Below are 23,303 nucleotides of genomic sequence, written 5' to 3'. Positions count from 1 at the left end.
TTCTTGCCCGGTATCTCTCAAGCTGTCTTAGGCTGCGGCCGGCTCGGCCAGGCGCAGCGCCTCTTCGATATCCACTTCAACCACCCGCGACACGCCCTGCTCCTGCATCGTCACGCCCACCAGCTGCTGGGCGAATTCCATCGTGATCTTGCTGTGACTGATGAAGATGAACTGCGTCTGCGATGACATGCGCTTGACCATGTTGGCGTAGCGCTCGGTGTTCGTATCGTCCAGTGGTGCATCGACCTCGTCAAGCATGCAGAACGGCGCCGGATTGAGCTGGAACATCGAGAACACGAGCGCGATCGCGGTCAGCGCCTTCTCTCCACCGGACAGCAGGTGGATCGATGCGTTCTTCTTGCCCGGCGGCTGGGCGACGATCTGGATGCCGGCGTCGAGGATCTCCTCGCCGGTCAGCACCAGTTCCGCGCGACCGCCGCCGAAGAGCTGCGGGAACAGCGCGCCGAACTGGCGATTGACCGTATTGTAGGTGTCCTGCAGTTGCTCGCGTGTTTCGCGGTCGATGCGCCGGATGGCGTCCTCGAGCGTCTCGATCGCCTGCAGCAGGTCCTCGGTCTGCGCATCGAGATAGCCCTTGCGCTCGGTGGCGGTCCTGAGTTCGTCGAGGGCGGCGAGGTTGACCGCGCCGAGCTCGGCGATTTCCCGCGCCAGGCGGGCGACCTCGCGCTGCAGCGTGGTCTCCTTGGGGTCGGCGGCGAGCAGCGGCGCGAGCGCGGCCTCGTCGGCCTGGGCCTCCTGCAGGCGCTCCTCGAACTGGGCGACCGCCAGCTCGGCGGCCTGCACCGCCAGCCGCAATTCGGCCACGCGGGCGCGCACCGGCGCCGCCTCGTGCTCGGTGCGCAGCCGCATCTCCTCGGCCTGCTTAAGGGCCGCGGTCGCTGCTTCCAGCGCATCGCGACGGCCCGCCAGCGCGGTCTCGCGGTTCGTGCGCAAGGCGAGCGCGTCCTGCAGCGCGGCGTGGCTGCGGTCGTCGTCGGTGGCGTCGAGCTCGGCACGCCGCGTTTCCGTTTCGCTCAGGATGCGCGCCAGTTGCTCGGCGGCCAGCTGCTGGTTGCGGGCGATGTCCTCGAGCTTGCCCGCGCATTCGCGCTCGGAGAAGCGCGCCTCCTGCAGCTCGCGCGCGGCGGCCTGCTCCAGCGCGCGGGCCTCGCGCAAGGCCTGTTCACGCTCGCTCATCACCGCCATGGCGGCATCGAGCCGCTCGCGCTGCAGCTCGGCGAGCTCCATCGCGCGCGCCTGCTCCATCTCGGCGCGCGCCAGGTGTTCGCGCTCGGTCGCCTCCAGATGGACCAGGTCCTCGAGGTCGCGCTCGAGCTGGCCGCGGCGCTCGTCGGCTCGGCTGCGCGCCTGGCTGAGCTTGAGCACCTCCACCTGCTCGGCATGCACCTGCGACTGCACCGACTGCTGCTCGCGGCGCAGCGCATTGATGCGCTCGTTCAGCGTACTGGCGTCCGTTTCTGCCGCGAGCAGCGCATCGTGGGCCTCGTGCGCCGCCTCCTCGAGTGCGGCCTGCTCGCCCTCGAGCGCGTCGATCTCGCGCTGGCGCTCGATCACGCCATGGGTACGCGCGTCGGGGGCGTGATGGACCAGCGCGTCGCGGGTCAGCAGCTGCCCGCGCGGGCCGACGAGGCACACGCCGGCCGGCAGGCGGTCGCGGGCGTCGAGCCAGTCGTCGAGCTTGTCCACCGCCCAGGCACCGGCCAGGAAATCGGCGACCAGGGCCTGGAACTCCGGGGCGCGGACCGTGACGAGGGTAGACAGCGGACGCGGCGGGGCGCCGTCGGTCGAGGGGAGATGCGGGAGGATCGCGGCTGCCGCCGCTCCCACGGGGGCGGGGCTTTCACCGGCCATCGGGGTCTCACCGGCGAGCGGGGCGTGGCCGCTCCTTGCCGCAGCGGCGGAAGCCGTGGGCAAGGGGGCGAACGCCACCGCCACCGTCTCCGGCGGCGCTTCTTCCAGAACCGTCCGCGCCGCTTGGGCGGCCGCGGCCGCATCGGTCGTGGTCAGCGCCGAAAGCCGTTCGCGCAGCACCGCCTGCACCGCTTCGTCCCAGCCTTCCTCGACCTGCAGGTACTTCCACAGGGGCGGGACCTGGTCTAGACCGTGGCGCTTGAGCCAGTCGCCCAGCTTGCCCTGGGACTGCACCCGGGCCTGGAGCTGGACCAGCGCCTCGCGCCGGGCACGCAGCTCGGTCAGACGACGCTGCACGGCGCGCTCGTGTTCGAGCGCGGACTTCAGCGCCCCCTGGGCGGCGGGCAGGCTGGCCTGCAGCTCAGCCAGTTCGCACTGGCGGGCATCGAGCGCATCCTGCATCGCCTCCAGCCGTGCCTCGCGTTCGGCGACCTCGCGCTCGTCCGGGCCGACGATGGCGCCGCGCTCGGCCTCCAGGCGCCCGCGTCGCTGCTGCAGTGCATCGAGCGCGCGCGTCGCGCTGGCGCGGTTCGCCTCCTCGACGCGCAGCTGCTGTTCGGTGTGGGCGAGCTCGTGCCGTGCGCTCGCGACCGTGGTCTCCGCCGCCTGGCGCGCGCCGTCGAGCTCGGGCAGACGGTCCGAGATCTCGCCGTGACGGGCCTCGGCCTGCTCGGCGCGCAGCGCGGCGTTCTCACCCAGGGCCTGCCAGCGCTCGTGCTCGGCGAGCATCGCCTCGCGGCGCGCCAGCCAGTGCTCGCGGTCGAGTTCGAGCTGGGACAGACGGGCTTCGAGACGCCTGCGCGCCTCGCCGAGGTGCTGCAACTCGGTTTCCAGGCGGGTGACCTCGGCGCTCACCGCGAACAGCTCGCTCTGCGCGCCATGGACCGCCTCCGAGGCCTCGAAGTGCGCCTCGCGGCAGGTTTCCACCGCGCCCTCCAGCTCCTGCAGGCGGGCGCTGTCGGCCTCGATGCGGCGCGTGGCCTCGTTGAGTTCGGCGGACACCCGAGCATGTTCCGCGCGCGCGTCGTTGCGCTTGACCAGCCACAGCAGCTGCTGCTTCTCGACGTGCGCCGCGCTCAGCTGCTGGTAACGGGCGGCGACCTCGGCCTGGGCCTCGAGATGCACGATGCGCTCGCCCAGCTCCATGCGGATGTCGTCGAGGCGGGCGAGGTTGTCGCGTGCGTCGCGCAGCCGGCCTTCGGTTTCCTTGCGGCGCTCGCGGTACTTGGTGACGCCGGCGGCCTCTTCCAGGAAGCCGCGGATGTCCTCCGGGCGCGCCTCGATGATGCGCGAGATCATGCCCTGCTCGATGATCGCGTAGGCGCGCGGACCGAGGCCGGTGCCGAGGAAGAGGTCGATCACGTCCTTGCGGCGGACGTGGACGTTGTTGATGTAATAGGTCGACTCGCCGGAACGGTCGAGCACGCGCTTGACCGAGATCTCCCCGTAGCGCGACCACTGCCCGGCAGCCTTGCCCTCGCTGTTGTCGAAGACGAGCTCGACGCTCGCGCGCGAAACCGGCTTGCGCGTGGTCGAGCCGTTGAAGATCACGTCCTGCATCGACTCGCCGCGCAGCGCGGAGGCGCGCGTCTCGCCGAGCACCCAGCGCACCGCGTCGATGATGTTCGACTTGCCGCAACCGTTGGGGCCGACCACGCCGACGAGGTTGCCGGGAGTGAGTACGGTGGTCGGGTCGACGAAAGTCTTGAAACCGGCGAGTTTGAGCTTGGAAAGACGCACGTCGAAGAAGAACGAAGAAGCAGTGAAGCCGCGCGGCAGGTCGGCCGGGAACGGGAAGCGGGCAAGAAGTCGCGACGCGACTGCGGACCCCACCCGGCGGGCGAAGCCCCCGATCCCGCACGGAACACGGCCCGGCTGTCGAAAAGGCGCGCCATGATACCATTTCCGCCCTTCCCCACTTCGCCGCAGGCGCGCTTGCGCGCAGGCAATCCGTATCAAAGTGAATCCGAACCTCGCCCGTCTCCAGCCCTACCCGTTCGAGAAGCTGCGCGCGCTGTTCGCCGGCATCGAGCCGCCTGCGCACCTTAAGCCGATCCGCCTGTCGATCGGCGAGCCGCAGCATCCGACACCCGGCTTCATCCGCCAGACCCTGGCCGACAACCTCGGCGGCCTGTCGAGCTATCCGGCCACGCTGGGCACCGACGCCCTGCGCGGCGCGATCGCGCACTGGCTCGAACGCCGCTATGGCCTGCCGAAGATCGACCCCGCGAGCCAGGTGATCCCGGTCGCCGGTACCCGCGAGGCGCTGTTCGCCTTCGCCCAGTGCGTGGTCGACGGCACGAAGCCGGGCGCCAAGGTCCTGTGCCCGAACCCCTTCTACCAGATCTACGAAGGCGCAGCCCTGCTCGCCAATGCCGAGCCGATCTTCATCAACAACCTGCCGGAGAACGATTTCGGCTCCGATTTCGGCGCAATCGACGAGGCCACCTGGCGCGACGTGCAGCTCGTCTACGTGTGCTCGCCCGGCAACCCCACCGGCCGCCTGCTCAAGCTCGAGGAATGGAAGACGCTGTTCGAGCTATCCGACCGCTACGGCTTCGTGATCGCCGCCGACGAGTGCTATTCCGAGATCTACTTCGACGACGACGCCAAGCCCATCGGCGGCCTGGAAGCGGCCTGGCGCCTGGGGCGCACCGACTTCCGCAACGTGGTGATGTTCTCCAGCCTGTCCAAGCGCTCGAACGTGCCGGGCATGCGCTCGGGCTTCGTCGCCGGCGACGCGCGCATCCTCAAGGACTTCCTGCTCTACCGCACCTATCAGGGCTGTGCCCTGAACCCGGCGGTGCAGGCGGCCTCGGTGGCAGCCTGGAACGACGAGGTCCACGTCGAGGAGAACCGCCGCCTGTACCGCGACAAGTTCGCACGCATCACGCCGCTGCTGCAACCGCACCTGCCGGTCGCGCTCCCGGATGCCGGCTTCTATTACTGGGTGCGCACGCCGCTGCCGGACACCGAGTTCGCCCGCCGTCTGCAGGCTGAATATAATGTGACCGTCCTGCCGGGCAGCTATCTCGCCCGCGAAGCCCATGGCGTCAATCCGGGCGCCGGCTTCGTCCGCATCGCGCTGGTGGCCGACACGCACGAGTGTGTCGAGGCCGCCGAGCGCATCATCGATTTCTGCAAAACCCTCTGAGAGAGAACCCCCAATGCACGCTCTGCAACAGATCATCGACGACGCCTTCGAAAACCGCGCGAACCTGTCGCCCGCCTCCGCCCCGGCCGAGATCCGCAATGCGGTCGAGGAAGTGATCGCCGGCCTCGATGCCGGCACGCTGCGCGTGGCCGAGAAGAAAGACGGCCAGTGGGTGGTCAACCAGTGGATCAAGAAGGCGGTGCTGATCTCCTTCCGTCTGCGCGACAACGAAGTGGTGCAGGCCGGCGGCCTCAACTTCTTCGACAAGGTCGCGACCAAGTTCGGCGACTACACCCCCGAGCAGTTCCGCGAAGGCGGCTTCCGCGTCGTGCCGCCGGCGGTGGCGCGCAAGGGCAGCTTCATCGGCAGGAACGTTGTGCTGATGCCGTCTTACGTGAACATCGGTGCCTATGTGGATGAAGGCTCGATGGTCGACACCTGGGCCACCGTCGGCTCGTGCGCACAGATCGGCAAGAACGTGCACCTGTCGGGCGGCGTCGGCATCGGCGGCGTGCTCGAACCGGTGCAGGCCGGCCCGGTGATCATCGAAGACAACGTGTTCGTCGGTGCGCGCTCGGAAGTGGTCGAGGGCGTGATCATCGAGGAGAACGCCGTGCTGTCGATGGGCGTGTATATCGGCATGAGCACCAAGATCTACGATCGTGAAACTGGCGAAATCACCTATGGCCGCGTGCCGGCTGGCGCCGTGGTGGTGCCGGGCAGCCTGCCCTCGGCCTGCGGCAAGTACAGCCTGTACTGCGCGGTGATCGTGAAGAAGGTCGACGCGCAGACCCGCGCCAAGACCGGCATCAACGAGCTGCTGCGCGGCGCCTGATTCGCCGGGTGCGGCGTCTGTCGCGCCCATGCATTGTTCGATCCCGAGGAGTCCGAAGGCATGATTTTCGACAATCTGTTCCAGTTGATGGCTGAAAAGAAGGCCTCGGACATCTTCATCACCGCCGGCGCCGCGATCCACATCAAGATCCAGGGCCAGACCATGCCGATCAACCAGCAGGTCATGGACCCGCAGATGATCCGGCGCATGGTGGTCGAAGCGGTCACCCCCGCACAGATGGAGACCCTCGAGCGCGAGCGCGAACTGAACCTGTCCTTCGGCCGGCGCGACCTCGGCAACTTCCGCGTCAACATGTTCTGGCAGCGCAACTCGCTCGCGGTCGTCGTGCGCTACATCCAGAGCGAGATACCCACCATCAGCGAGCTCGGCCTGCCCGAGGTGCTGAACGAGGTCGTGATGGAAAAGCGCGGCCTGGTCCTGGTGGTGGGCGCCACCGGCTCGGGCAAGTCGACGACGCTGGCGTCGATGATCGACCACCGCAACCGCAACCGCGGCGGGCACATCCTCACCGTCGAGGATCCGATCGAGTACCTGTTCAAGCACCGCAAGTCGGTGGTGAATCAGCGCGAGGTCGGCATCGACACGCTGAGCTGGAACGAGGCGCTGCGCAACGCGATGCGCCAGGCGCCCGACTGCATCCTGATCGGCGAGATCCGCGACCGCGAGACCATGCAGGCGGCGATCTCCTACGCGCAGACCGGGCACCTGTGCCTGGCGACCCTGCACGCCAACAACGCCTATCACGCGCTCAACCGGATCGTTAACTTCTTCCCGCTCGAGAACCGCCAGCTGCTCTACCTCGACCTCGCGGTCGCGCTGCGCTGCATCGCCTCCCAACGCCTGGTGCGCAAGCCCGACGGCAAGCGCATCCCCGCGGTCGAGATCCTGATGAACACCCGGCACATCGCCGAGCTGATCGAGAAGGGCGAGCTCAACGAGATCAAGGAGGCGATGGAGCAATCGCTGGCGCCGGGGTCGCAGACCTTCGAGCAGGCGCTTTACCGCCTGCATGCCGAGGAGACCATCACCCTCGACGAGGCGCTCGCCAATGCCGATTCGCCGAGCAACCTGCACTGGCTGATCAACAACGCGCAGATCCGTGCGGCGGGAGAACAGCCGGCGAACAACAAGTCCACCCAGGTGATGGACTTCGAAGCCACCAATACGGAAGGTGCTTCCTTCCGCGAATTCACCCTCAACGTCGACCACCACTGAGCCGTCGGCCCGCGGGCCGGCGAAAGCCAGAGCACTCCCCCACATGACCACCGAAGCCACGCTGGCCCTGGCCTGCGAACTCATTGCCCGTCCCTCAGTGACCCCCGAGGACGCCGGCTGCCTGGACCTGATCGCCGAGCGCCTGCGCCCCCTCGGCTTCACCCTCGAACGCATCGACAGCGGCGGCGTCTGCAACCTGTGGGCAAGGCGCGGCAGCGCGGCGCCGGTGCTGTGCTTCGCCGGCCACACCGACGTCGTTCCACCCGGTCCGGCAGAGGCCTGGAATACCCCGCCCTTCGAACCGACGCTGAAGGACGGCGTGCTCTACGGCCGCGGCGCCGCGGACATGAAGTCCTCGCTGGCCGCCTTCGTCACCGCGATCGAGCGCTTCGTCGCCACCCACCCCGATCACGCCGGCAGCATCGCGCTGCTGCTGACCTCGGACGAGGAAGGCGTGGCCACCCACGGCACGGTCAAGGTCGTCGAGGCGCTGGCCGCGCGCGGCGAGCGCCTCGACTACTGCGTGGTCGGCGAGCCGACCTCGGTGAAGACCCTCGGCGACATGATCAAGAACGGCCGCCGCGGCTCGCTGTCCGGCACGATGCGGGTCAAGGGTCGCCAGGGCCACGTGGCCTACCCGCACCTGGCACGCAACCCGATCCACCTGTTCGCGCCCGCACTGGCCGAACTCGCCGGGATCACCTGGGACGAAGGCAACGAGTTCTTCCCGCCCACGACCTGGCAGGTGTCCAACATCCACGCCGGCACCGGCGCGAACAACGTGATCCCGGGCGTGTGCGAGGTGATGTTCAACTTCCGCTTCGCCTCGGTGACCACCGCCGAGGAACTGAAGCGCCGTACCTGCGAGGCGCTCGATCGCCATGGCCTCGACTATGAGATCGACTGGCACCTGTCCGGCAAGCCCTTCATCACCGGGCGCGGCAAGCTGGTCGGCGCGCTGTCGGCTGCCATCCGCGACACGCTCGGCGTGGACACGGAACTGTCGACCACCGGTGGCACCTCCGACGGCCGCTTCATCGCCGAGATCTGTGCCGAGGTGGTCGAGTTCGGGCCGGTCAACGCCTCCATCCATCAGGTCAACGAGTGCATCGCCGCCGACGCGATCGAACCCCTGTCCGTCGTTTACGAGCGCACCCTGCAGGCGCTGCTCGGCGCCGACCGCTGACCGCCCCCACCCATCGAACACCGAGAGATTGCAGCCCATGTCCCAGCACGAGCACGACGAACACGAGCACCACGACGACGATCACGAACACGAGCACGGCCCGCTGGTCGAGCTCGTCACCGTGCGCGACTGGCTGCGCTACGCGGTCACCCGCTTCAACCGCGCCGGCATCTTCTGCGGCCACGGCGTGCAGGACAGCTTCGACGAGGCGGTATGGCTGATCCTCGGCACGCTCGCGCTGCCGCTCGATCGTCTGGAGCCCTTCCTCGACGCCTGCATTCCGGGCGAGGAGCGCATCGCGCTGCTCGAAGCCATCGAACAGCGTGCCGACGAGCGCCTGCCGACCGCCTACATCCTGGGCGAGGCCTGGCTGGGCGACTTCCGCTTCAGCGTCGACGAGCGGGTGATCGTGCCGCGCTCCTTCTTCGCCGAGCTGCTCGAGGACGGACTGGCGCCGTGGGTGGAGGATCCGGATGCGGTCGGCAGTGTGCTCGACCTGTGCACCGGCTCGGGCTGCCTGGCGGTGCTGATGGCACACGCCTTCCCGAATGCCGGGGTGGTCGCGGCCGACCTGTCGGAGGACGCGCTCGAGGTCGCCCGCATCAACGTCGCCGACTACGGCCTCGAGGACCGCATCGAGCTGGTGCGCAGCGACGTGTTCTCGGCGCTGGGCGGGCGCCGCTTCGACCTGATCCTCAGCAATCCGCCCTACGTGACCGCCGAGGCCATGGACGAACTGCCGCCCGAATATCTCCACGAGCCGCGCATGGCGCTGGCGTCGGGCGACGACGGGCTGGACGTGGTGCGCAAGCTGATCGCCGAGGGCGCCGCCCACCTGAATCCGGACGGCGTGCTGGCGGTGGAGGTGGGACACAACCGCCACATCGTCGAGGCGGCCTTCCCCGACCTGCCCTTCAACTGGCTGTCGACCCGCGGCGGCGACGACATGGTGTTCGTGCTGCGGCGCGAGGACCTGCCGGGGGCATAAACACCGCCGGCGGGGCCGCTGAGCCGGCGGCCCCTGGGGGGAAGTTCAAGAACGTTCGCGGCTTCCGCCGCTCCCACGCTGGTGCATTCGCCTGGGCTGTGGGAGCGGCGGAAGCCGCGAATTTTGTTGCCGGCCAGGCGTATTGCCGGTCAGGCTGCGAGCGGCTCGGGGCAATCCCGCGCGCCTCGCCGCCCTGCCGAATCAGGCGACCTCGTCGATCCAGGCCTGCTGGATACCCTCGAGGATGCGCTCTCCGCAGCGCTTGGGATCGTCGTCGAACTCGGGCAGTGCCATGACCCAGTTCATCAGGTCGACGAAGTTCACCCGCGTCGGATCCACGTCGGGGTGGGCGTCGGCGAGCTCGATGGCGATTTCCTGAACCTCGGTCCACTTCATGTCAGTGCTTTCCTTCGCGGGCCATGTTGATCGTGTAGCGCGGGATCTCGACCACCAGCGGGGCCTCGGCGACCACCGCCTGGCAGGACAGGCGCGACTGCGGCTCCAGGCCCCAGGCCTTGTCGAGCAGGTCTTCCTCTTCGTCCTCGGCCGGGTTCAGGGAGGCGAAGCCTTCGCGGACGATGACGTGGCAGGTGGTGCACGCGCAGGACTTCTCGCACGCATGCTCGATGTCGATGCCGTTCTCGAGCAGGCTGTCGCAGATGGTGGTGCCTGGGGCAGCCTCGATGACGCTGCCGTCGGGGCAGAGTTCGACGTGGGGCAGGACGATGATCTGGGTCATTGGGTTCGGATTCAGAGTTCGAGTTCGTCCACCTTGTGGCCAGCCAGCACCGAGCGGATGCTGTTGTCCATGCGGCGGGCGGCAAATTCGTCGGTGGCGCGGCCAAGGGCATCGATGCCGGCCTTGATCGCGCGGTGGTCGCTGCCCGCACGCAGGCGGCGCAGTTCGGCGATGGCGGCGTCGATCGCAGCGCGTTCCTGCGCGTCGAGCAGGCTGCCATCCTTTTCCAGCGCGTGCTCGCTGGCCTCGATCACTCGATCGGCCTCGACCTGCTGCTCACGCAGCGCACGCGCCATCATGTCGTCGCCGGCGTGCTCGACGCCGGACTTCAGCATCTCGGCGATCTCGTCGTCGGACAGGCCGTAGGACGGCTTCACCAGCACGCTGGCCTCGACACCCGAAGACATCTCGCGCGCCGAAACCGACAGCAGGCCATCGGCATCGACCTGGAAGGTGACGCGGATGCGCGCCGCACCGGCGACCATCGGCGGGATGCCGCGGAGCTCGAAGCGTGCCAGGGAGCGGCAGTCCGACACCAGCTCGCGCTCGCCCTGCACGACGTGGAAGGCCATCGCGGTCTGCCCGTCCTTGAAGGTGGTGAATTCCTGGGCGCGCGCGATCGGCAGCGTGGAGTTGCGCGGCACGACCTTCTCGACCAGGCCGCCCATTGTCTCCAGGCCGAGCGACAGCGGGATGACGTCGAGCAGCAGCCAGTCGTCCTGCTCCGGGCGGTTGCCCGCAAGCACGTTGGCCTGCATCGCCGCGCCGAGCGCGACCACCTTGTCCGGATCGAGGTTGGTCAGCGGCTCCTGCCCGAAGTAGTTCGCCACCGCGCGCTGGATGTGCGGCATGCGGGTCGCGCCGCCGACCATGACCACGCCCTTGATCTCGTCGGGCGACAGCCCGGCGTCGCGCAGCGCCTTGCGCACCGGCGTCAGCGTCTTCTGCACCAGGTGCTTGGTCATCTCCGCGAACTCGTCGCGGGTCACGACCAGGTCGACCTCCTCACCCGAGGCCAGGCGCAGGTGGATCGGCGCTTCCTCGCAGGTGGTCAGCAGTTCCTTGGCCTCGCGCGCCTTCATCTGCAGGCGGCGGGCATCCTCCATCGACGGCGGCGAGATGCGCGCCCTGTCCAGGATCCAGCAGAACAGGCGGTGATCGAAGTCGTCGCCGCCCAGCGCTGCATCGCCGTTGGTGGACAGCACCTCGAACACGCCGCGGGTCAGCTTGAGGATGGAGAGGTCGAAGGTGCCACCGCCGAGGTCATAGACCGCATAGACGCCTTCGGCGGCGTTGTCGAGGCCGTAGGCCACCGCGGCCGCGGTCGGTTCGTTGAGCAGGCGCAGCACGTCGAGGCCGGCCAGGCGCGCGGCGTCCTTGGTCGCCTGGCGCTGGGCATCGTCGAAATAGGCCGGCACCGTGATCACTGCGCCGACCAGTGCGCCGCCCAGGCTGGCCTCGGCGCGCTCGCGCAGCTTGCGCAGGATCTCGGCCGAGACCTCGACCGGGCTCTTGATGCCCTGCGCGGTGCGCAGCCGCACCATGCCGGCGCTGTCCTCGAAGTCGTAGGGCATGGTCTCGATGTGCGCCACATCCTTGAGTCCGCGCCCCATGAAGCGCTTGACCGAGACGATCGTGTTGCGCGGGTCGACGGCCTGGGCCTTCATCGCCCCGAGGCCGACCTCGATCGTGCCGTCGGTGCCATAGCGGACGACCGAGGGCAGCATGGTGCGGCCGGTTTCATCGGGCAGGCACACGGCGATGCCGTTGCGGACGGTGGCGACGAGCGAATTGGTGGTACCGAGGTCGATACCCACCGCCAGCCGGTGCTTGTGCGGCTCGGCGGACATGCCGGGTTCGGCGATTTGCAGCAGGGCCATCAGGTCTTGTTCCGTGCTCTCTAGTTTTCGAGGGCCAGCAGGGCCTCGTCGATTTCTTGCTGGAGTTTGTCGATGAACATCAGCCGGCGCACGGTGTCGGCCGCTGCTTCGTAATCCCGTTCATCGTCGAGCTGGGCAGCGAGTTCGCCACGCACCTCGCGGGCGTGCGCAAGCAGGCGCCGGTGAAGGGCCTCGAGCTCATCGACCTCGGCGGCTTCGCGCGCCTCCTCCACCGCCTCGCGCCACTCCATCTGCTCCATCAGGAACTCGGGGGACATCGCGGTATTGGTTTCGAGCCCGGCATCGACGCCGGCGAGCTCGAGCAGATACTGCGCCCGCGCCAGCGGCTGGCGCAGGATACGGAAGCCTTCGTTGACGCGGGTCGCCCACTGCATCGACACCCGCTTCTCGGCGTCGGAGAGGTGGGCGTGGCGATCGGGATGCACCTGCGACTGCAGCTCGTGCCACGCCGCCTCCAGCGCCGACTCGTCGAGCGCATAGCGGCGCGGCAGCCCGAACAAGGTGAAGAAGTCCTGCTTGAGGTCGATGCTCATCGCGCGCGGATCAGACGTTGAAGCTTTCGCCGCACCCGCACTGATCCTTCACGTTCGGGTTGTTGAACTTGAAGCCCTCGTTCAAACCTTCCTTGACGAAGTCGAGCTCGGTGCCGTCGAGATAGGCCAGGCTCTTGGGGTCGATGACGACCTTGACGCCATGGCTCTCGAACACCAGGTCTTCCATTTCGGTGTGGTCCACGAACTCGAGCTTGTAGGCCATGCCCGAGCAGCCCGAGGTCTTGACGCCGAGGCGGATGCCGAAACCCTTGCCGCGCTTGGCGATGAAGTTCGAGACGTGCTTGGCGGCAGATTCGGAAAGACTAACGGCCATGTCTGCTACTCCTGTTCACAAAACGCCGCTCAGGCGTCGTGCTTCTTCTTGTAGTCGGCGACGGCAGCCTTGATCGCATCCTCGGCTAGGATCGAACAGTGGATCTTGACCGGCGGCAGTGCGAGTTCCTCGGCGATCTGGGTGTTCTTGATCTCGAGGGCCTGGTCGATGGTCTTGCCCTTGACCCACTCGGTGACCAGCGAGCTCGACGCGATCGCCGAGCCGCAGCCGTAGGTCTTGAATTTCGCGTCCTCGATCACGCCGTCCTTGCCGACCTTGATCTGCAGCTTCATCACGTCGCCACAGGCCGGGGCGCCCACCATGCCGGTGGCCACGCCTTCCTCGTCCTTGGCGAAGGAGCCGACGTTGCGGGGGTTTTCGTAGTGGTCGAGGACCTTTTCGCTGTATGCCATGTTCGTTCTCCAGGGGATGTCGATTGATTCTTTGTCGTTGTCAGTGCGCGGCCCACTGCACGGTGTCGAGATCGATGCCTTCCTTGTACATGTCCCACAAGGGCGAGAGCTCGCGCAGCTTGCCGATCTTCTTGTGCAGCAGGTCGATCGTGTAGTCGATCTCTTCCTCGGTGGTGAAGCGGCCGATCGTGAACCGGATCGAGCTGTGCGCCAGTTCGTCGCTGCGACCGAGCGCGCGCAGCACATAGGACGGCTCCAGGCTCGCCGAGGTACATGCAGACCCCGAAGAAACCGCGATGTCCTTGATCGCCATGATCAGCGACTCGCCTTCGACGTAGGCGAAGGAGATGTTGAGGTTGTGCGGAACACGCTGCTCGACGTCACCGTTCACGTAGGTGGCCTCGATGTCGGTCAGGCCGGCGAGCAGCCGGTCGCGCAGCTTCTGGATGCGCGCATTTTCCGTCGCCATCTCCTCGCGTGCAATGCGGAAGGCCTCGCCCATGCCGACGATCTGATGGGTGGCCAGGGTGCCCGAGCGCAGGCCGCGCTCGTGACCGCCGCCGTGCATCTGCGCCTCCAGGCGCACGCGCGGCTTGCGACGCACGTAGAGCGCACCGATGCCCTTGGGCCCGTAGGTCTTGTGCGCGGAGAAGCTCATCAGGTCGACCTTGAGCTTGTCGAGGTCGATGTCGACCTTGCCGGTCGCCTGCGCCGCGTCGACATGGAACACGATGCCCTTCTCGCGGCAGATCTCGCCGATCTCGGCGATCGGCTGGATCACGCCGATCTCGTTGTTCACGAACATCACCGACACCACGATCGTGTCGGGGCGGATCGCCGCCTTCAGCACCTCGAGGTCGATCAGGCCGTTTTCCTGCACGTCGAGGTAGGTCGCCTCGAAGCCTTCGCGCTCGAGCTCGCGCACGGTGTCGAGCACCGCCTTGTGCTCGGTCTTCACGGTGATGAGGTGCTTGCCCTTGCCCTGGTAGAAGTGCGCGGCACCCTTGATCGCGAGGTTGTTCGATTCGGTGGCACCGGAGGTCCAGATGATCTCCTTGGGGTCGGCATTGACCAGTGCAGCCACCTGCTCGCGGGCCTCCTCGACCGCCTTCTCGGCCTCCCAGCCGAACGCGTGCGAACGGCTGGCCGGGTTGCCGAATTGCTCGGTCAGCCACGGGATCATCTTCTGCGCCACGCGCGGATCCACCGGGGTCGTCGCCGAGTAGTCGAGGTAGATGGGGAACTTCAGCATTCAATCTCTCCGCAGAGTCGTTGTTCGTGTATCCGGGTCGGCTTCGGTGGGCCTGCGTCAGGCGGCCACCGAGGCCAGGTTCTTCAGTTCGCCCACCACGTGGGCGAAGGTTTCGATGAAGCGGCGCACATCCTCCGCCACCGTGTCGCGACCGAGGCTGACTCGCACCGCGCCGCGGGCGATGCCCGGCTCGACGCCCATCGCCAGCAGCGTATGCGAGGGCTCGGGATTCGCACTCGAGCAGGCCGAGCCGCTGGCGCAGGCGAAGCCGGCGCGGTCGAGCTTGCCGACCAGGGTCTCGCCGTCGATGTCGGGAAGCGCGAAAAACACGGTGTTCGGCAGCCGCGGCGCACCTGCCGAAAAGATGCGCGCACCGAGCGCTCCGAGCGCCTGCTCGACCTCGTCGCGCAAGGTGGCCAGGCGCAGTGCCTCGTTCGCACGGCGCGCGAGGGCGCGCTCGCAGGCGACGCCGAAACCGACGATGGCGGCGACGTTCTCGGTGCCCGAGCGCAGTCCGCGCTCCTGGCCACCACCTGCGATCAGGGGCGCCAGCTCCACCCGTTTGTCGATCACCAGCGCGCCCGCGCCGAGCGGGCCGCCGATCTTGTGCGCCGACAGGGTCATGCCATGAACGCCGAGGGCGCGGAAATCGACCTCGATCTTGCCCAGCGCCTGCACCGCATCGGTGTGGAACCAGGCGCCGGCCGCCCTCGCCTGCGCGGCGAGCGTGGCGATGTCCTGCACCACGCCGGTCTCGTTGTTGGCGAGCATCACCGACACCAGGCGCGGCCGCGCGCCCAGCACGGCCTGCCAGTCCGCGTCATCGATCCGGCCCTCGGCGTCGACCGCGATCTCGCGCAGGGTCCAGTCGCCGCGCTGCAGCTGCCGGGCCGGCTCGCGCACGCAGGGGTGCTCGATGGCGCTGACGGCGACCAGCGCCGGTTTCATCGTCGCCGCGGCGCCCTTCAGGAACAGGTTGTTGGCCTCGGAGCCGCCGCTGGTGAAGATCACCTCCGTGGCGTGCGCCCCCGCGGCGGCGGCCACCCGCGCCCGCGCCTCATCGATCGCCGCGCGCGCCTGGCGACCGTACTCGTGCCGGCTCGAAGCGTTGCCGAAGCGCACCGGCTCGGCGGCACCGAGCCAGGGCAGCATCGCCTCGCGCACGACCGGGTCGAGCGGCGTGGTGGCGTTCCAGTCGAGGTAGACCGGGGCGAAGCTCATCGCCTTGCCTCAGATCGCCGCGATCTCGCGCACGCTGGCCAGCGTGGCGCGGCGGCGGATGTTGCGCAGCACGGCCATGTCGGCATCGGGCTGCACGCGGCGGTTCACCAGCGCGTCCAGCGTGACCGAGTCGAGATAGGCGTACATGCGCTTGTTGAGGTTGGCCCACAGGTCGTGGGTCATGCAGCGGTGGGCGTCGTGGCAGTTCTCCTTGCCGCCGCACTGGGTCGCATCCAGCGGCTCGTCCACCGCGATGATGATCTCGGCGACGGTGATCTCGCCCATGTCGCGCGCCAGGCGATAGCCGCCGCCCGGCCCGCGCACGCTGCTCACCAGATCGTGGCGGCGCAGCTTGCCGAACAGCTGTTCGAGGTAGGACAGCGAGATCTTCTGGCGCTCGGCGATGCCGGCCAGCGTGACCGGCCCGTCGGCCTGGCGGGACGCCAGATCGATCATCGCCGTCACGGCAAATCGGCCCTTGGTCGTGAGTCTCATGCTCGCTCCTGGAGAAGGTGCTGAAGTCGGGAGTGCTGAATTCGGGTCGGCCGGGATCGCCATGCGCATCGACGCGCGGGCGGGACTTCGAAGCCGGCGCACGACGGGCAGCGAATACCCGAACGTTTCGCTCAACTATACTTATCCCGACAAAAACGGTCAACTACTGCCGCAGGCACATTCCCCAAGAATTTCCATGATCCAGCTCAAGAATCGCCGCCATCGTCAATCGACCAGCTTCGACAACTTGCCGGCGTCGAAGTCGTCGCCCGGCGCCACCGCCTCGTCGAGCTTGATGCCGGCGGCCTCCAGGCGGGCGATGATCGCCTGCAGGCGGCGGTCGGTCTCCACCGAATGGTCGAGCAGCCCGTGCAGGGCCTTCGACACCGGGTCGTCCATGTCGCGCGTCACGCCATAGGCGCTGAAGCCGATCTGCTCGGCCTTCTGCTCGCGCGCGGCGTCGCGTTCGGGATCGATGATGCGGGCCGGGTTGCCGACCGCAGTGGTGCCGGCCGGCACGGGCTTGACCACCACCGCATTGGAGCCGATCTTCGCGCCGTCACCGACGGTGAAGCCGCCGAGCACCTTGGCGCCCGCCCCCACCACCACGCCCTTGCCGAGCGTGGGATGGCGCTTGGTGCCGCGATAGAGCGAGGTACCGCCCAGCGTCACCGCCTGGTAGATGGTGCAGTCGTCACCGATCTCCGCGGTCTCGCCGATGACCACCCCCATGCCGTGGTCGATGAACACGCGGCGGCCGATCACCGCGCCGGGGTGGATCTCGATGCCGGTCAGGAAGCGGCTGAGGTGGCTGATGAAGCGCCCCAGCCAGTGCCAGCCGCGCTGCCATGCGCCGTGGGCGAGGCGGTGGAACATCAGCGCGTGGATGCCCGGATAACAGGTCAGCACCTCGAGCGTGGAACGCGCAGCGGGATCGCGTTCGCGAACGCTGGCAAGGTCTTCGCGCAGGCGGCTGAACATGCTCGGGGACTCCATCATGAAGGGCTGTGAAACGGGGCGGGTGAAACGGGATTCCGGCTCGCGGCAGGCGCCGGTCGGGCGTCCGCCGAATTTCCGAGCATTTTAATCGACTATGCGCGGTGCGACCAAGCTGCAGCGCCCGCGTCAGGACTCAGCCGCGGCGCTTGGGCGTCTCGAAGGTGGTCAGCATGCCGCGCAGGATGGCGACCTCCTCCTTCTCCAGCCGCACCCGGTTGAACAGCCGCCGCATCCGCGGCAGCAGGCGCTTGGGGTTGGCGGGGTCGTGGAAGCCGCTGGCGGTGACCACCCGCTCCAGATGCGCCATGAAACCTTCGAAGTCGGCATGCGTGGCCGGCTCGGCCTGGGCGTCGGCCGGTGCCGCGGCGGCCTCGCCGAGCGCGGCCATGCGCAGCTCGTAGCTGAGCACCTGCACGGCGGCGCCGAGATTCAGCGACGAGAAGTCCGGATCGGTCGGGATCGTCACGGGCAGGCTGCACAGCCCGACCTCCTCGTTGGTCATCCCGCTGGTCTCGTTGCCGAACACCAGCGCGACGATGCCGTCAGTACTGCGCCCGACCAGCTCGCGGGCGGCGTCGCGCGCCTGCATGCGCGGCAGGGACAGCTCGCGCCGTCTCGCAGTCAGCGCCGCGGAGAACACCGTGTCGGCCAGCGCCTCCTGCAGCGTGCCGACGACGCGCGCGGATTCGAGCACATCCACCGCCCCCGAGGCGCGCGCGGTCGCCACCTCGTCGGGAAAGGACTCCGGCGCCACCAGCCACAGGTCGCGCAGGCCCATGGTCTTCATCGCGCGCGCTGCGGCGCCGATGTTTCCCGGGTGGCTGGTACGTGACAACACGACCCGGATACGGTCGAGCGCGAGGGGGCGATTCATATTAAAATTCCGCGTTTTCCGAATTTGCCGGGCCGTCTGCCCGGAACGTGTGCAGCCGGGCCGCCGCATCGCTTGTCGACGGGGCGCAGATGGCGACGCGTCGCAGGCACCCGATTCTTTAACCGAGACCGACCCGCATGCATCCCACCCTGAACATCGCCGTCAAGGCCGCCCGTCGCGCTGCGACCGTCATCAACCGCGCCGCGAACCAGCTCGACCTGCTGACCGTGCAGTCCAAGTCGCCCAACGATTTCGTCACCGAGGTGGATCGCGCCGCCGAGCAGGCGATCATCGATGTGCTGCGCGACGCGTTCCCGGGGCACGGGATTCTAGCAGAGGAGTCGGGGGAGTCCGCCCCGCTCAATGGTCAGGAGAGCGAGTTCAACTGGATCATCGATCCGCTCGACGGCACCACCAACTTCATCCACGGCTTCCCGCAGTACGCCATCTCGATCGCGCAGACGAAGAACGGCGTGCTCGAGCATGCGGTCGTCTACGATCCCAACACCAACGAACTCTTCACCGCCTCGCGCGGCAGCGGCGCATTCCTCAACGACCGCCGCATCCGCGTGTCGCGCCGCACCCGCCTGAACGAGGCGCTGATCGGCACCGGCTTCCCCTTCCGCCAGTTCGACAACGTCGACGCCTACCTGGGCATGTTCAAGGAGCTCACCCAGAAGACCGCCGGCATTCGTCGTCCGGGCGCCGCCGCGCTCGATCTCGCCTACGTGGCCGCCGGCCGCTTCGACGGTTTCTGGGAGATGGGCCTGTCGCCGTGGGACATGGCCGCCGGCGTGCTGCTGATCCAGGAGGCGGGCGGCCTGGTGTCGGATCTTTCCGGCGAAGCCAACTTCCTCACCACCGGCAATGTGGTCGCCGGCACGCCGAAGATCTTCGGCCAGCTGCTGCCGATCATCCAGGCCTGGCGTCCGGCCAACATGCAGGCCTGATCCCGCCTTGGCAGCGAGCAAGATTTCCCGGGGCGAGGCCGCCGCCCGCCCCGAGGGCCTGAGCGAGGCGGAGATCGCCGCGCACACGCCGATGATGCAGCAGTACCTGCGGCTGAAGCAGCAGCACCCCGACACCCTGCTCTTCTACCGCATGGGCGACTTCTACGAGCTCTTCTTCGAAGACGCCGAGAAGGCCGCCCGCCTGCTCGACATCACGCTCACCACCCGCGGCCAGTCGAGCGGCAAGCCGATTCGCATGGCCGGCGTGCCCTTCCATGCGGTCGAGCAATACCTCGCGCGCCTGGTCAGGCTTGGCGAATCGGTAGTGATCGCCGAACAGGTGGGCGAACCCGGCGCGACCAAGGGGCCGATGGAGCGCGCGGTGAGCCGCATCGTCACCCCCGGCACGCTGACCGACGCCGCGCTACTCGACGACCGCCGCGACGCGCTGCTGCTCGCCGCCAACCTGCACCGCGGCGTGCTCGGGCTGGCGTGGCTGAACCTCGCAAACGGCGACTTCCGCCTGATGCAGTGCCCGTCGGACGCGCTGCAGGCGCAGTTCGAGCGCCTGCGCCCGGCCGAGGTGCTGGTACCCGACGGCCTCGCCCTGCCCTTGCTCGATGCGCTCGCCCCGGCGCAGCGCCGGCTGGCCGACTGGCAGTTCGATGCCGAGACCGGCACCCGCCTGCTCACCACCCACTTCGGCACCCGCGACCTCGCCGGCTTCGGCGTCGAGGACCTGCCGGTGGCGCTCGGCGCGGCCGCCGCCCTGTACGACTACGCCCAGGCTACCCAGCGCCAGACGCTGGCCCACGTCACCGGCCTCGTCGTCGAGCGCGAATCCGAATACCTGCGCCTGGATGCCGCCACCCGGCGCAACCTGGAGCTCACCGAGACCCTGCGCGGCGAACCCTCGCCCACCCTGCTGTCGCTGCTCGACACCTGCGTCACCAGCATGGGCTCGCGCTGGCTGCGCCATGCGCTGCACCATCCGCTGCGCGAACGCGCCGAGCCCGCCGCGCGCCATACGGCAGTGGCCGAACTGGTGGGCGCAGTCGAGGGCGAGATGGACGTCGCCGGCAGCCAGGGCGCAGGCCCCACCCTCGCGGGGCGCGACGGCCGCGTCGCCTTCGCGGTACGCAGCGCGCTGCGCGGGGTGGCCGACGTGGACCGCATCACCGCCCGCATCGCGCTGCGCAGCGCGCGCCCGCGTGACCTCTCGGCGCTGCGCGAGAGCCTCGTCCGCCTGCCCGAGCTCGCCGCCGCCCTCGCCCCCTGCCGCGCGCCGCTGCTGGCGGATATCGTCGGCGCGCTCGCCATCGCCCCCGAGCCGCTGGCGCTGCTGCAGCACGCGATCGCCGCCGAGCCCGCCGCGATGGTGCGCGACGGCGGCGTTATCGCCCCCGGCTACGATGCCGAGCTCGACGAGCTGCGCGGCATCCAGACCAACTGCGGCGAATTCCTCATGGCGCTGGAGGCGCGCGAGCGCGAACGCAGCGGCATCCCCGGACTCAAGGTCGAGTTCAACAAGGTGCACGGCTTCTACATCGAGGTCAGCCGCGCCAACGCCGACAAGGTGCCCGACGACTACCGCCGTCGTCAGACGCTGAAGAACGCCGAGCGCTACATCACCCCCGAGCTCAAGGCCTTCGAGGACAAGGCGCTGTCGGCCAACGAGCGTGCGCTGGCGCGCGAGAAGCTGCTCTTCGACCAGGTGCTGGACGTACTCGCCGCCCACATCCCGGCGCTGCAGCGCATCGCGCGCGCGCTGGCCCTGCTCGACGGCCTCGCCGCCTTCGCCGAAGCCGCGCTGCGCTACGGCTACGTACAGCCGCGCTTCGTCGATACCCCGGGACTGAACATCGTCGGCGGCCGCCATCCGGTAGTCGAACGCCAGGTCGAGAACTTCATCCGCAACGACGCCCGCCTCGCCGCCACCCGCCGCATGCTGATGATCACCGGCCCCAACATGGGCGGCAAATCGACCTTCATGCGCCAGGTGGCGCTGATCTGCCTGCTCGCCCACGTCGGCAGCTTCGTGCCGGCGGACGCCGCCGAGCTCGGCCCGCTCGACGCCATCTTCACCCGCATCGGCGCCTCCGACGACCTCGCCTCGGGGCGTTCGACCTTCATGGTCGAGATGACCGAGGCCGCCGCCATCCTGCACGGCGCCACCGAGCGCAGCCTGGTGCTGATGGACGAGATCGGCCGCGGCACCTCGACCTTCGACGGCCTTGCGCTCGCGTTCGCGATCGCCCGCCACCTGCTGGAGAAGTCGCGCTCGCTGACGTTGTTCGCCACCCACTACTTCGAGCTCACCCGCCTCAACGCCGACTACCCCGAGTGCGCCAACGTGCATCTGGATGCCGTCGAGCATGGCCATCGCATCGTCTTCCTGCACGCACTGGAGGAAGGCCCGGCGAGCCAGAGCTACGGCATCGAGGTCGCCGCGCTCGCCGGCATCCCCGCCACGGTGATCCGCGACGCCAAGCGCCGCTTGCGCGCGCTGGAGAACCGCGAGATCGACGCCGGCCCGCAGGCCGACCTGTTCGCCACCCTGCCCGAGCCGGAGGACGCGCCGCTGTCGCACCCGGTGCTGACCGAACTCGCCGACATCGACCCGGACGCGCTCAGCCCGCGCGAGGCGCTCGAACGACTGTATGCGCTCAAGCGCCTGGCCGGAGACGCCACCGCATGAATCCGCCCATCGACATCTCCGAAGAAGCCGGCGTGCGCTACCTGCACTTCGGTTCCGACTGGATCCAGGGCGCGATGCGCATCCGCAAGCCGCACGCGCTGGAACTCGCGTACACCCGCGAGATGATGGCCGGCCTGCTGCTGCGCGATGGGCTGGCCGCCGACGGCGCGCACTGGCCGCGCAAGGTGCTGATCATCGGCCTGGGCGCGGCCTCGCTCGCGCGCTTCGTGCATCACCACCTGCCGCAGGCGAAGATCCGCGTGGTCGAGATCGCGCCTGCCGTGGTCGCCGCCGCGCGCCAGTTCTTCAGGCTGCCGGCGGAGGATGCACGCTTCTCGATCCACATCGGCTGCGGCGCGCAGTACGTGCTGGAGCACGACGGACAATGGGACTACGTGCTGGTCGATGGTTTCGACCGCAACGCCCGCGCCGGCGTCCTCGACACCGAGCCCTTCCACCAGGCGGTGCGCGCCCGGCTGTCCGCGCGCGGGATCATGGCGGTGAATCTCTTCGGCCGCTCGCGCGGCTACAAGTCGAGCCTGGAGCGCATCGTGCGTGCCTACGACGATCGCGCGATCGCCTTCCCGTCCTGCGACAGCGGCAACGTGGTCGCCTTCGGCGCGGCCGGCGAAGCGATCACGCGTACGGTCGATGAATTGCGCGAGCGCGCACGCCAGCTCAAGGCGGAGACCGGCCTGGACCTGGGGCCCACCGTCAGCCGGCTGGAACAGTCCGGTAACCTGCCGGGTGGCCAGCTGCTGCTCTGAGTAACGCGCGCGTGGCGGAGGGGCGTGGTCAGAAACCCCCGGCACGCGCTATTGTCCACATTGAAACGATTTCCGCGGAGCTCGCGGTTCGAGGTGCATGCAAATGAACACTTTCCTGATCACCGTGATCGTCGTCGGCATCGTCATTGCCGCAATGGCCATCGGCGTCATGTTCGGCCGCAAGCCGATCGCCGGCAGTTGCGGCGGCCTGGGCGCGATGGGACAGGACTGCGAATTCGGCTGCAAGAAGCCCTGCTCGAAGCGCAAGGCGCGTCTCGCTGCCCAGAACCCCGAACAACAACACTGAAAGCACCGGGAGCCCCAACATGCTCAGTTCGCTGCTGGTCAAGGACTACATGGTCGGTGATCACCTCTCCTTCACCGCCGACACCAATCTGCTCAAGGCGGTCCATACGCTGCTCGAGCACGGACTGAGCGGCGCGCCAGTGGTGGACGCCAACAAGCGACTGATCGGCTACCTGTCCGAGAAGGACTGCCTGAAGGCCGCCCTCGACGCGTCCTATTTCCGTCGCGAGGAAGGCACGGTGCAGGATTTCATGAGCCGCGACGTGACCGCAATCGCGGGCGATGCCAGCCTGATCGACGCCATCCAGCTCTTCGTCAGCAAGCATTACCGCTGCCTGCCGGTGGTTGAAGGTTCCCGCCTGGTCGGCCAGTTGTCGCGCAGCGACATCCTGAAGGGCCTGGAAAAGCTCAGGCACGAAGCGCGCTGATTCCTTGCGCCGACCGGCGCGGTCGATTCGTGCCAAGCCCCGGCCCGCGCTTGCTGCGGGCC

General features: G+C 68.4%; 22 protein-coding genes. 10 read left to right on the top strand and 12 right to left on the bottom strand.

The genetic code is table 11. The features are described 5' to 3' along the window. Positions 1 to 27 precede the first annotated feature (27 nt). Positions 28 to 3,672, bottom strand: coding sequence for a chromosome segregation protein SMC (locus CKCBHOJB_RS10115; protein WP_281051674.1), 3,645 nt, complete (start codon positions 3,670 to 3,672; stop codon positions 28 to 30). A 220-nt stretch (positions 3,673 to 3,892) separates the two neighbouring features. On the opposite strand from CKCBHOJB_RS10115, the gene dapC reads away from it, so the two are divergent. Genes dapC through prmB form a run of 5 tightly spaced genes read left to right on the top strand, consistent with a single transcriptional unit; the run spans position 3,893 to position 9,331 of the window. Then, complete coding sequence (dapC, locus tag CKCBHOJB_RS10110) at positions 3,893 to 5,086, top strand: succinyldiaminopimelate transaminase (protein ID WP_281048556.1); 1,194 nt, start codon at positions 3,893 to 3,895, stop codon at positions 5,084 to 5,086. A 13-nt stretch (positions 5,087 to 5,099) separates the two neighbouring features. Further along, positions 5,100 to 5,921: a 2,3,4,5-tetrahydropyridine-2,6-dicarboxylate N-succinyltransferase gene (gene dapD / locus CKCBHOJB_RS10105; RefSeq protein WP_281048555.1), complete on the top strand. Its 822-nt coding sequence runs from the start codon at positions 5,100 to 5,102 to the stop codon at positions 5,919 to 5,921. A 60-nt stretch (positions 5,922 to 5,981) separates the two neighbouring features. Next, on the top strand, positions 5,982 to 7,157 hold the full coding sequence (locus tag CKCBHOJB_RS10100) for a PilT/PilU family type 4a pilus ATPase (protein ID WP_281048554.1): 1,176 nt from the start codon (positions 5,982 to 5,984) through the stop codon (positions 7,155 to 7,157). A gap of 43 nt (positions 7,158 to 7,200) precedes the next feature. Further along, positions 7,201 to 8,343 carry a succinyl-diaminopimelate desuccinylase gene (gene dapE, locus CKCBHOJB_RS10095; protein ID WP_281048553.1) on the top strand — a complete coding sequence of 381 codons (1,143 nt, stop codon included), beginning with the start codon at positions 7,201 to 7,203 and terminating at the stop codon, positions 8,341 to 8,343. A 37-nt stretch (positions 8,344 to 8,380) separates the two neighbouring features. Next, on the top strand, positions 8,381 to 9,331 hold the full coding sequence (gene prmB, locus CKCBHOJB_RS10090) for a 50S ribosomal protein L3 N(5)-glutamine methyltransferase (protein WP_281048552.1): 951 nt from the start codon (positions 8,381 to 8,383) through the stop codon (positions 9,329 to 9,331). A 201-nt stretch (positions 9,332 to 9,532) separates the two neighbouring features. Here the strand turns inward: prmB and iscX are convergent, their stop codons facing one another. The 11 genes from iscX to CKCBHOJB_RS10035 all read right to left on the bottom strand — a co-directional run bounded on the left by iscX (position 9,533) and on the right by CKCBHOJB_RS10035 (position 18,092). Beyond that, on the bottom strand, positions 9,533 to 9,727 hold the full coding sequence (gene iscX, locus CKCBHOJB_RS10085) for a Fe-S cluster assembly protein IscX (RefSeq protein ID WP_281048551.1): 195 nt from the start codon (positions 9,725 to 9,727) through the stop codon (positions 9,533 to 9,535). Position 9,728: 1 nt separating this feature from the next. Beyond that, positions 9,729 to 10,070, bottom strand: coding sequence for an ISC system 2Fe-2S type ferredoxin (fdx, locus tag CKCBHOJB_RS10080; RefSeq protein WP_281048550.1), 342 nt, complete (start codon positions 10,068 to 10,070; stop codon positions 9,729 to 9,731). An 11-nt stretch (positions 10,071 to 10,081) separates the two neighbouring features. Continuing rightward, the gene (gene hscA / locus CKCBHOJB_RS10075) at positions 10,082 to 11,950 is read right to left on the bottom strand and encodes a Fe-S protein assembly chaperone HscA (RefSeq protein WP_281048549.1); all 1,869 of its coding nucleotides are present in this window, start codon (positions 11,948 to 11,950) and stop codon (positions 10,082 to 10,084) included. Positions 11,951 to 11,970: 20 nt separating this feature from the next. After that, complete coding sequence (gene hscB / locus CKCBHOJB_RS10070; protein ID WP_281048548.1) at positions 11,971 to 12,504, bottom strand: Fe-S protein assembly co-chaperone HscB; 534 nt, start codon at positions 12,502 to 12,504, stop codon at positions 11,971 to 11,973. Between the two features lie 10 nt (positions 12,505 to 12,514). Beyond that, positions 12,515 to 12,838 (bottom strand): iron-sulfur cluster assembly protein IscA, encoded by a 324-nt coding sequence (gene iscA, locus CKCBHOJB_RS10065; protein ID WP_281048547.1) that lies wholly within the window; start codon positions 12,836 to 12,838, stop codon positions 12,515 to 12,517. A gap of 29 nt (positions 12,839 to 12,867) precedes the next feature. Then, positions 12,868 to 13,251, bottom strand: a complete 384-nt coding sequence (iscU, locus tag CKCBHOJB_RS10060) for a Fe-S cluster assembly scaffold IscU (protein ID WP_281048546.1) — start codon at positions 13,249 to 13,251, stop codon at positions 12,868 to 12,870. 40 nt (positions 13,252 to 13,291) lie between these two features. Next, positions 13,292 to 14,500, bottom strand: a complete 1,209-nt coding sequence (locus CKCBHOJB_RS10055; RefSeq protein WP_348634868.1) for an IscS subfamily cysteine desulfurase — start codon at positions 14,498 to 14,500, stop codon at positions 13,292 to 13,294. A gap of 60 nt (positions 14,501 to 14,560) precedes the next feature. Next, entirely contained in the window at positions 14,561 to 15,724 is a 1,164-nt protein-coding gene (locus tag CKCBHOJB_RS10050; protein ID WP_281048544.1) for a cysteine desulfurase family protein, read from the bottom strand. Between the two features lie 9 nt (positions 15,725 to 15,733). Further along, a complete protein-coding gene (gene iscR, locus CKCBHOJB_RS10045; protein ID WP_281048543.1) occupies positions 15,734 to 16,219 on the bottom strand; it encodes a Fe-S cluster assembly transcriptional regulator IscR in 486 nt (161 codons plus the stop codon). A gap of 225 nt (positions 16,220 to 16,444) precedes the next feature. Next, a complete protein-coding gene (cysE, locus tag CKCBHOJB_RS10040; RefSeq protein ID WP_281048542.1) occupies positions 16,445 to 17,200 on the bottom strand; it encodes a serine O-acetyltransferase in 756 nt (251 codons plus the stop codon). Positions 17,201 to 17,351: 151 nt separating this feature from the next. Continuing rightward, entirely contained in the window at positions 17,352 to 18,092 is a 741-nt protein-coding gene (locus CKCBHOJB_RS10035) for an RNA methyltransferase (protein ID WP_281048541.1), read from the bottom strand. A 137-nt stretch (positions 18,093 to 18,229) separates the two neighbouring features. On the opposite strand from CKCBHOJB_RS10035, the gene CKCBHOJB_RS10030 reads away from it, so the two are divergent. The 5 genes from CKCBHOJB_RS10030 (at position 18,230) to CKCBHOJB_RS10010 (ending at position 23,241) form a co-directional block, all read left to right on the top strand. After that, a complete protein-coding gene (locus tag CKCBHOJB_RS10030) occupies positions 18,230 to 19,042 on the top strand; it encodes an inositol monophosphatase family protein (RefSeq protein ID WP_281048540.1) in 813 nt (270 codons plus the stop codon). A 91-nt stretch (positions 19,043 to 19,133) separates the two neighbouring features. Continuing rightward, complete coding sequence (gene mutS / locus CKCBHOJB_RS10025; RefSeq protein WP_281051673.1) at positions 19,134 to 21,740, top strand: DNA mismatch repair protein MutS; 2,607 nt, start codon at positions 19,134 to 19,136, stop codon at positions 21,738 to 21,740. After that, positions 21,737 to 22,507, top strand: coding sequence for a fused MFS/spermidine synthase (locus CKCBHOJB_RS10020; RefSeq protein ID WP_281048539.1), 771 nt, complete (start codon positions 21,737 to 21,739; stop codon positions 22,505 to 22,507). The genes mutS and CKCBHOJB_RS10020 overlap by 4 nt, the downstream gene beginning before the upstream one ends. A 103-nt stretch (positions 22,508 to 22,610) precedes the next feature. Beyond that, positions 22,611 to 22,814 carry a (Na+)-NQR maturation NqrM gene (gene nqrM / locus CKCBHOJB_RS10015; protein ID WP_281048538.1) on the top strand — a complete coding sequence of 68 codons (204 nt, stop codon included), beginning with the start codon at positions 22,611 to 22,613 and terminating at the stop codon, positions 22,812 to 22,814. Between the two features lie 19 nt (positions 22,815 to 22,833). Further along, positions 22,834 to 23,241: a CBS domain-containing protein gene (locus CKCBHOJB_RS10010; protein WP_281048537.1), complete on the top strand. Its 408-nt coding sequence runs from the start codon at positions 22,834 to 22,836 to the stop codon at positions 23,239 to 23,241. Positions 23,242 to 23,303: the final 62 nt, after the last annotated feature.

This window comes from Thauera sp. GDN1 (genome assembly GCF_029223545.1).
Taxonomy (GTDB): Bacteria; Pseudomonadota; Gammaproteobacteria; order Burkholderiales; family Rhodocyclaceae; genus Thauera.
The sequence above is the reverse complement of the archived record's forward strand: the minus strand, read 5'-3'. Positions and strand labels throughout refer to the sequence as shown.

What these genes read in the sequence shown, in the direction of transcription:
- mutS (WP_281051673.1), top strand. Translation starts at nt 19,134, where the DNA reads ATGATGCAGCAGTACCTGCGGCTGAAGCAGCAGCACCCCGACACCCTG.
- iscU (WP_281048546.1), bottom strand. Translation starts at nt 13,251, where the DNA reads ATGGCATACAGCGAAAAGGTCCTCGACCACTACGAAAACCCCCGCAAC.
- prmB (WP_281048552.1), top strand. Translation starts at nt 8,381, where the DNA reads ATGTCCCAGCACGAGCACGACGAACACGAGCACCACGACGACGATCAC.
- hscB (WP_281048548.1), bottom strand. Translation starts at nt 12,504, where the DNA reads ATGAGCATCGACCTCAAGCAGGACTTCTTCACCTTGTTCGGGCTGCCG.
- fdx (WP_281048550.1), bottom strand. Translation starts at nt 10,070, where the DNA reads ATGACCCAGATCATCGTCCTGCCCCACGTCGAACTCTGCCCCGACGGC.
- iscX (WP_281048551.1), bottom strand. Translation starts at nt 9,727, where the DNA reads ATGAAGTGGACCGAGGTTCAGGAAATCGCCATCGAGCTCGCCGACGCC.
- CKCBHOJB_RS10020 (WP_281048539.1), top strand. Translation starts at nt 21,737, where the DNA reads ATGAATCCGCCCATCGACATCTCCGAAGAAGCCGGCGTGCGCTACCTG.
- dapE (WP_281048553.1), top strand. Translation starts at nt 7,201, where the DNA reads ATGACCACCGAAGCCACGCTGGCCCTGGCCTGCGAACTCATTGCCCGT.
- CKCBHOJB_RS10035 (WP_281048541.1), bottom strand. Translation starts at nt 18,092, where the DNA reads ATGAATCGCCCCCTCGCGCTCGACCGTATCCGGGTCGTGTTGTCACGT.
- CKCBHOJB_RS10050 (WP_281048544.1), bottom strand. Translation starts at nt 15,724, where the DNA reads ATGAGCTTCGCCCCGGTCTACCTCGACTGGAACGCCACCACGCCGCTC.
- CKCBHOJB_RS10030 (WP_281048540.1), top strand. Translation starts at nt 18,230, where the DNA reads ATGCATCCCACCCTGAACATCGCCGTCAAGGCCGCCCGTCGCGCTGCG.
- cysE (WP_281048542.1), bottom strand. Translation starts at nt 17,200, where the DNA reads ATGTTCAGCCGCCTGCGCGAAGACCTTGCCAGCGTTCGCGAACGCGAT.
- iscR (WP_281048543.1), bottom strand. Translation starts at nt 16,219, where the DNA reads ATGAGACTCACGACCAAGGGCCGATTTGCCGTGACGGCGATGATCGAT.
- CKCBHOJB_RS10010 (WP_281048537.1), top strand. Translation starts at nt 22,834, where the DNA reads ATGCTCAGTTCGCTGCTGGTCAAGGACTACATGGTCGGTGATCACCTC.
- dapD (WP_281048555.1), top strand. Translation starts at nt 5,100, where the DNA reads ATGCACGCTCTGCAACAGATCATCGACGACGCCTTCGAAAACCGCGCG.
- iscA (WP_281048547.1), bottom strand. Translation starts at nt 12,838, where the DNA reads ATGGCCGTTAGTCTTTCCGAATCTGCCGCCAAGCACGTCTCGAACTTC.
- nqrM (WP_281048538.1), top strand. Translation starts at nt 22,611, where the DNA reads ATGAACACTTTCCTGATCACCGTGATCGTCGTCGGCATCGTCATTGCC.
- CKCBHOJB_RS10100 (WP_281048554.1), top strand. Translation starts at nt 5,982, where the DNA reads ATGATTTTCGACAATCTGTTCCAGTTGATGGCTGAAAAGAAGGCCTCG.
- hscA (WP_281048549.1), bottom strand. Translation starts at nt 11,950, where the DNA reads ATGGCCCTGCTGCAAATCGCCGAACCCGGCATGTCCGCCGAGCCGCAC.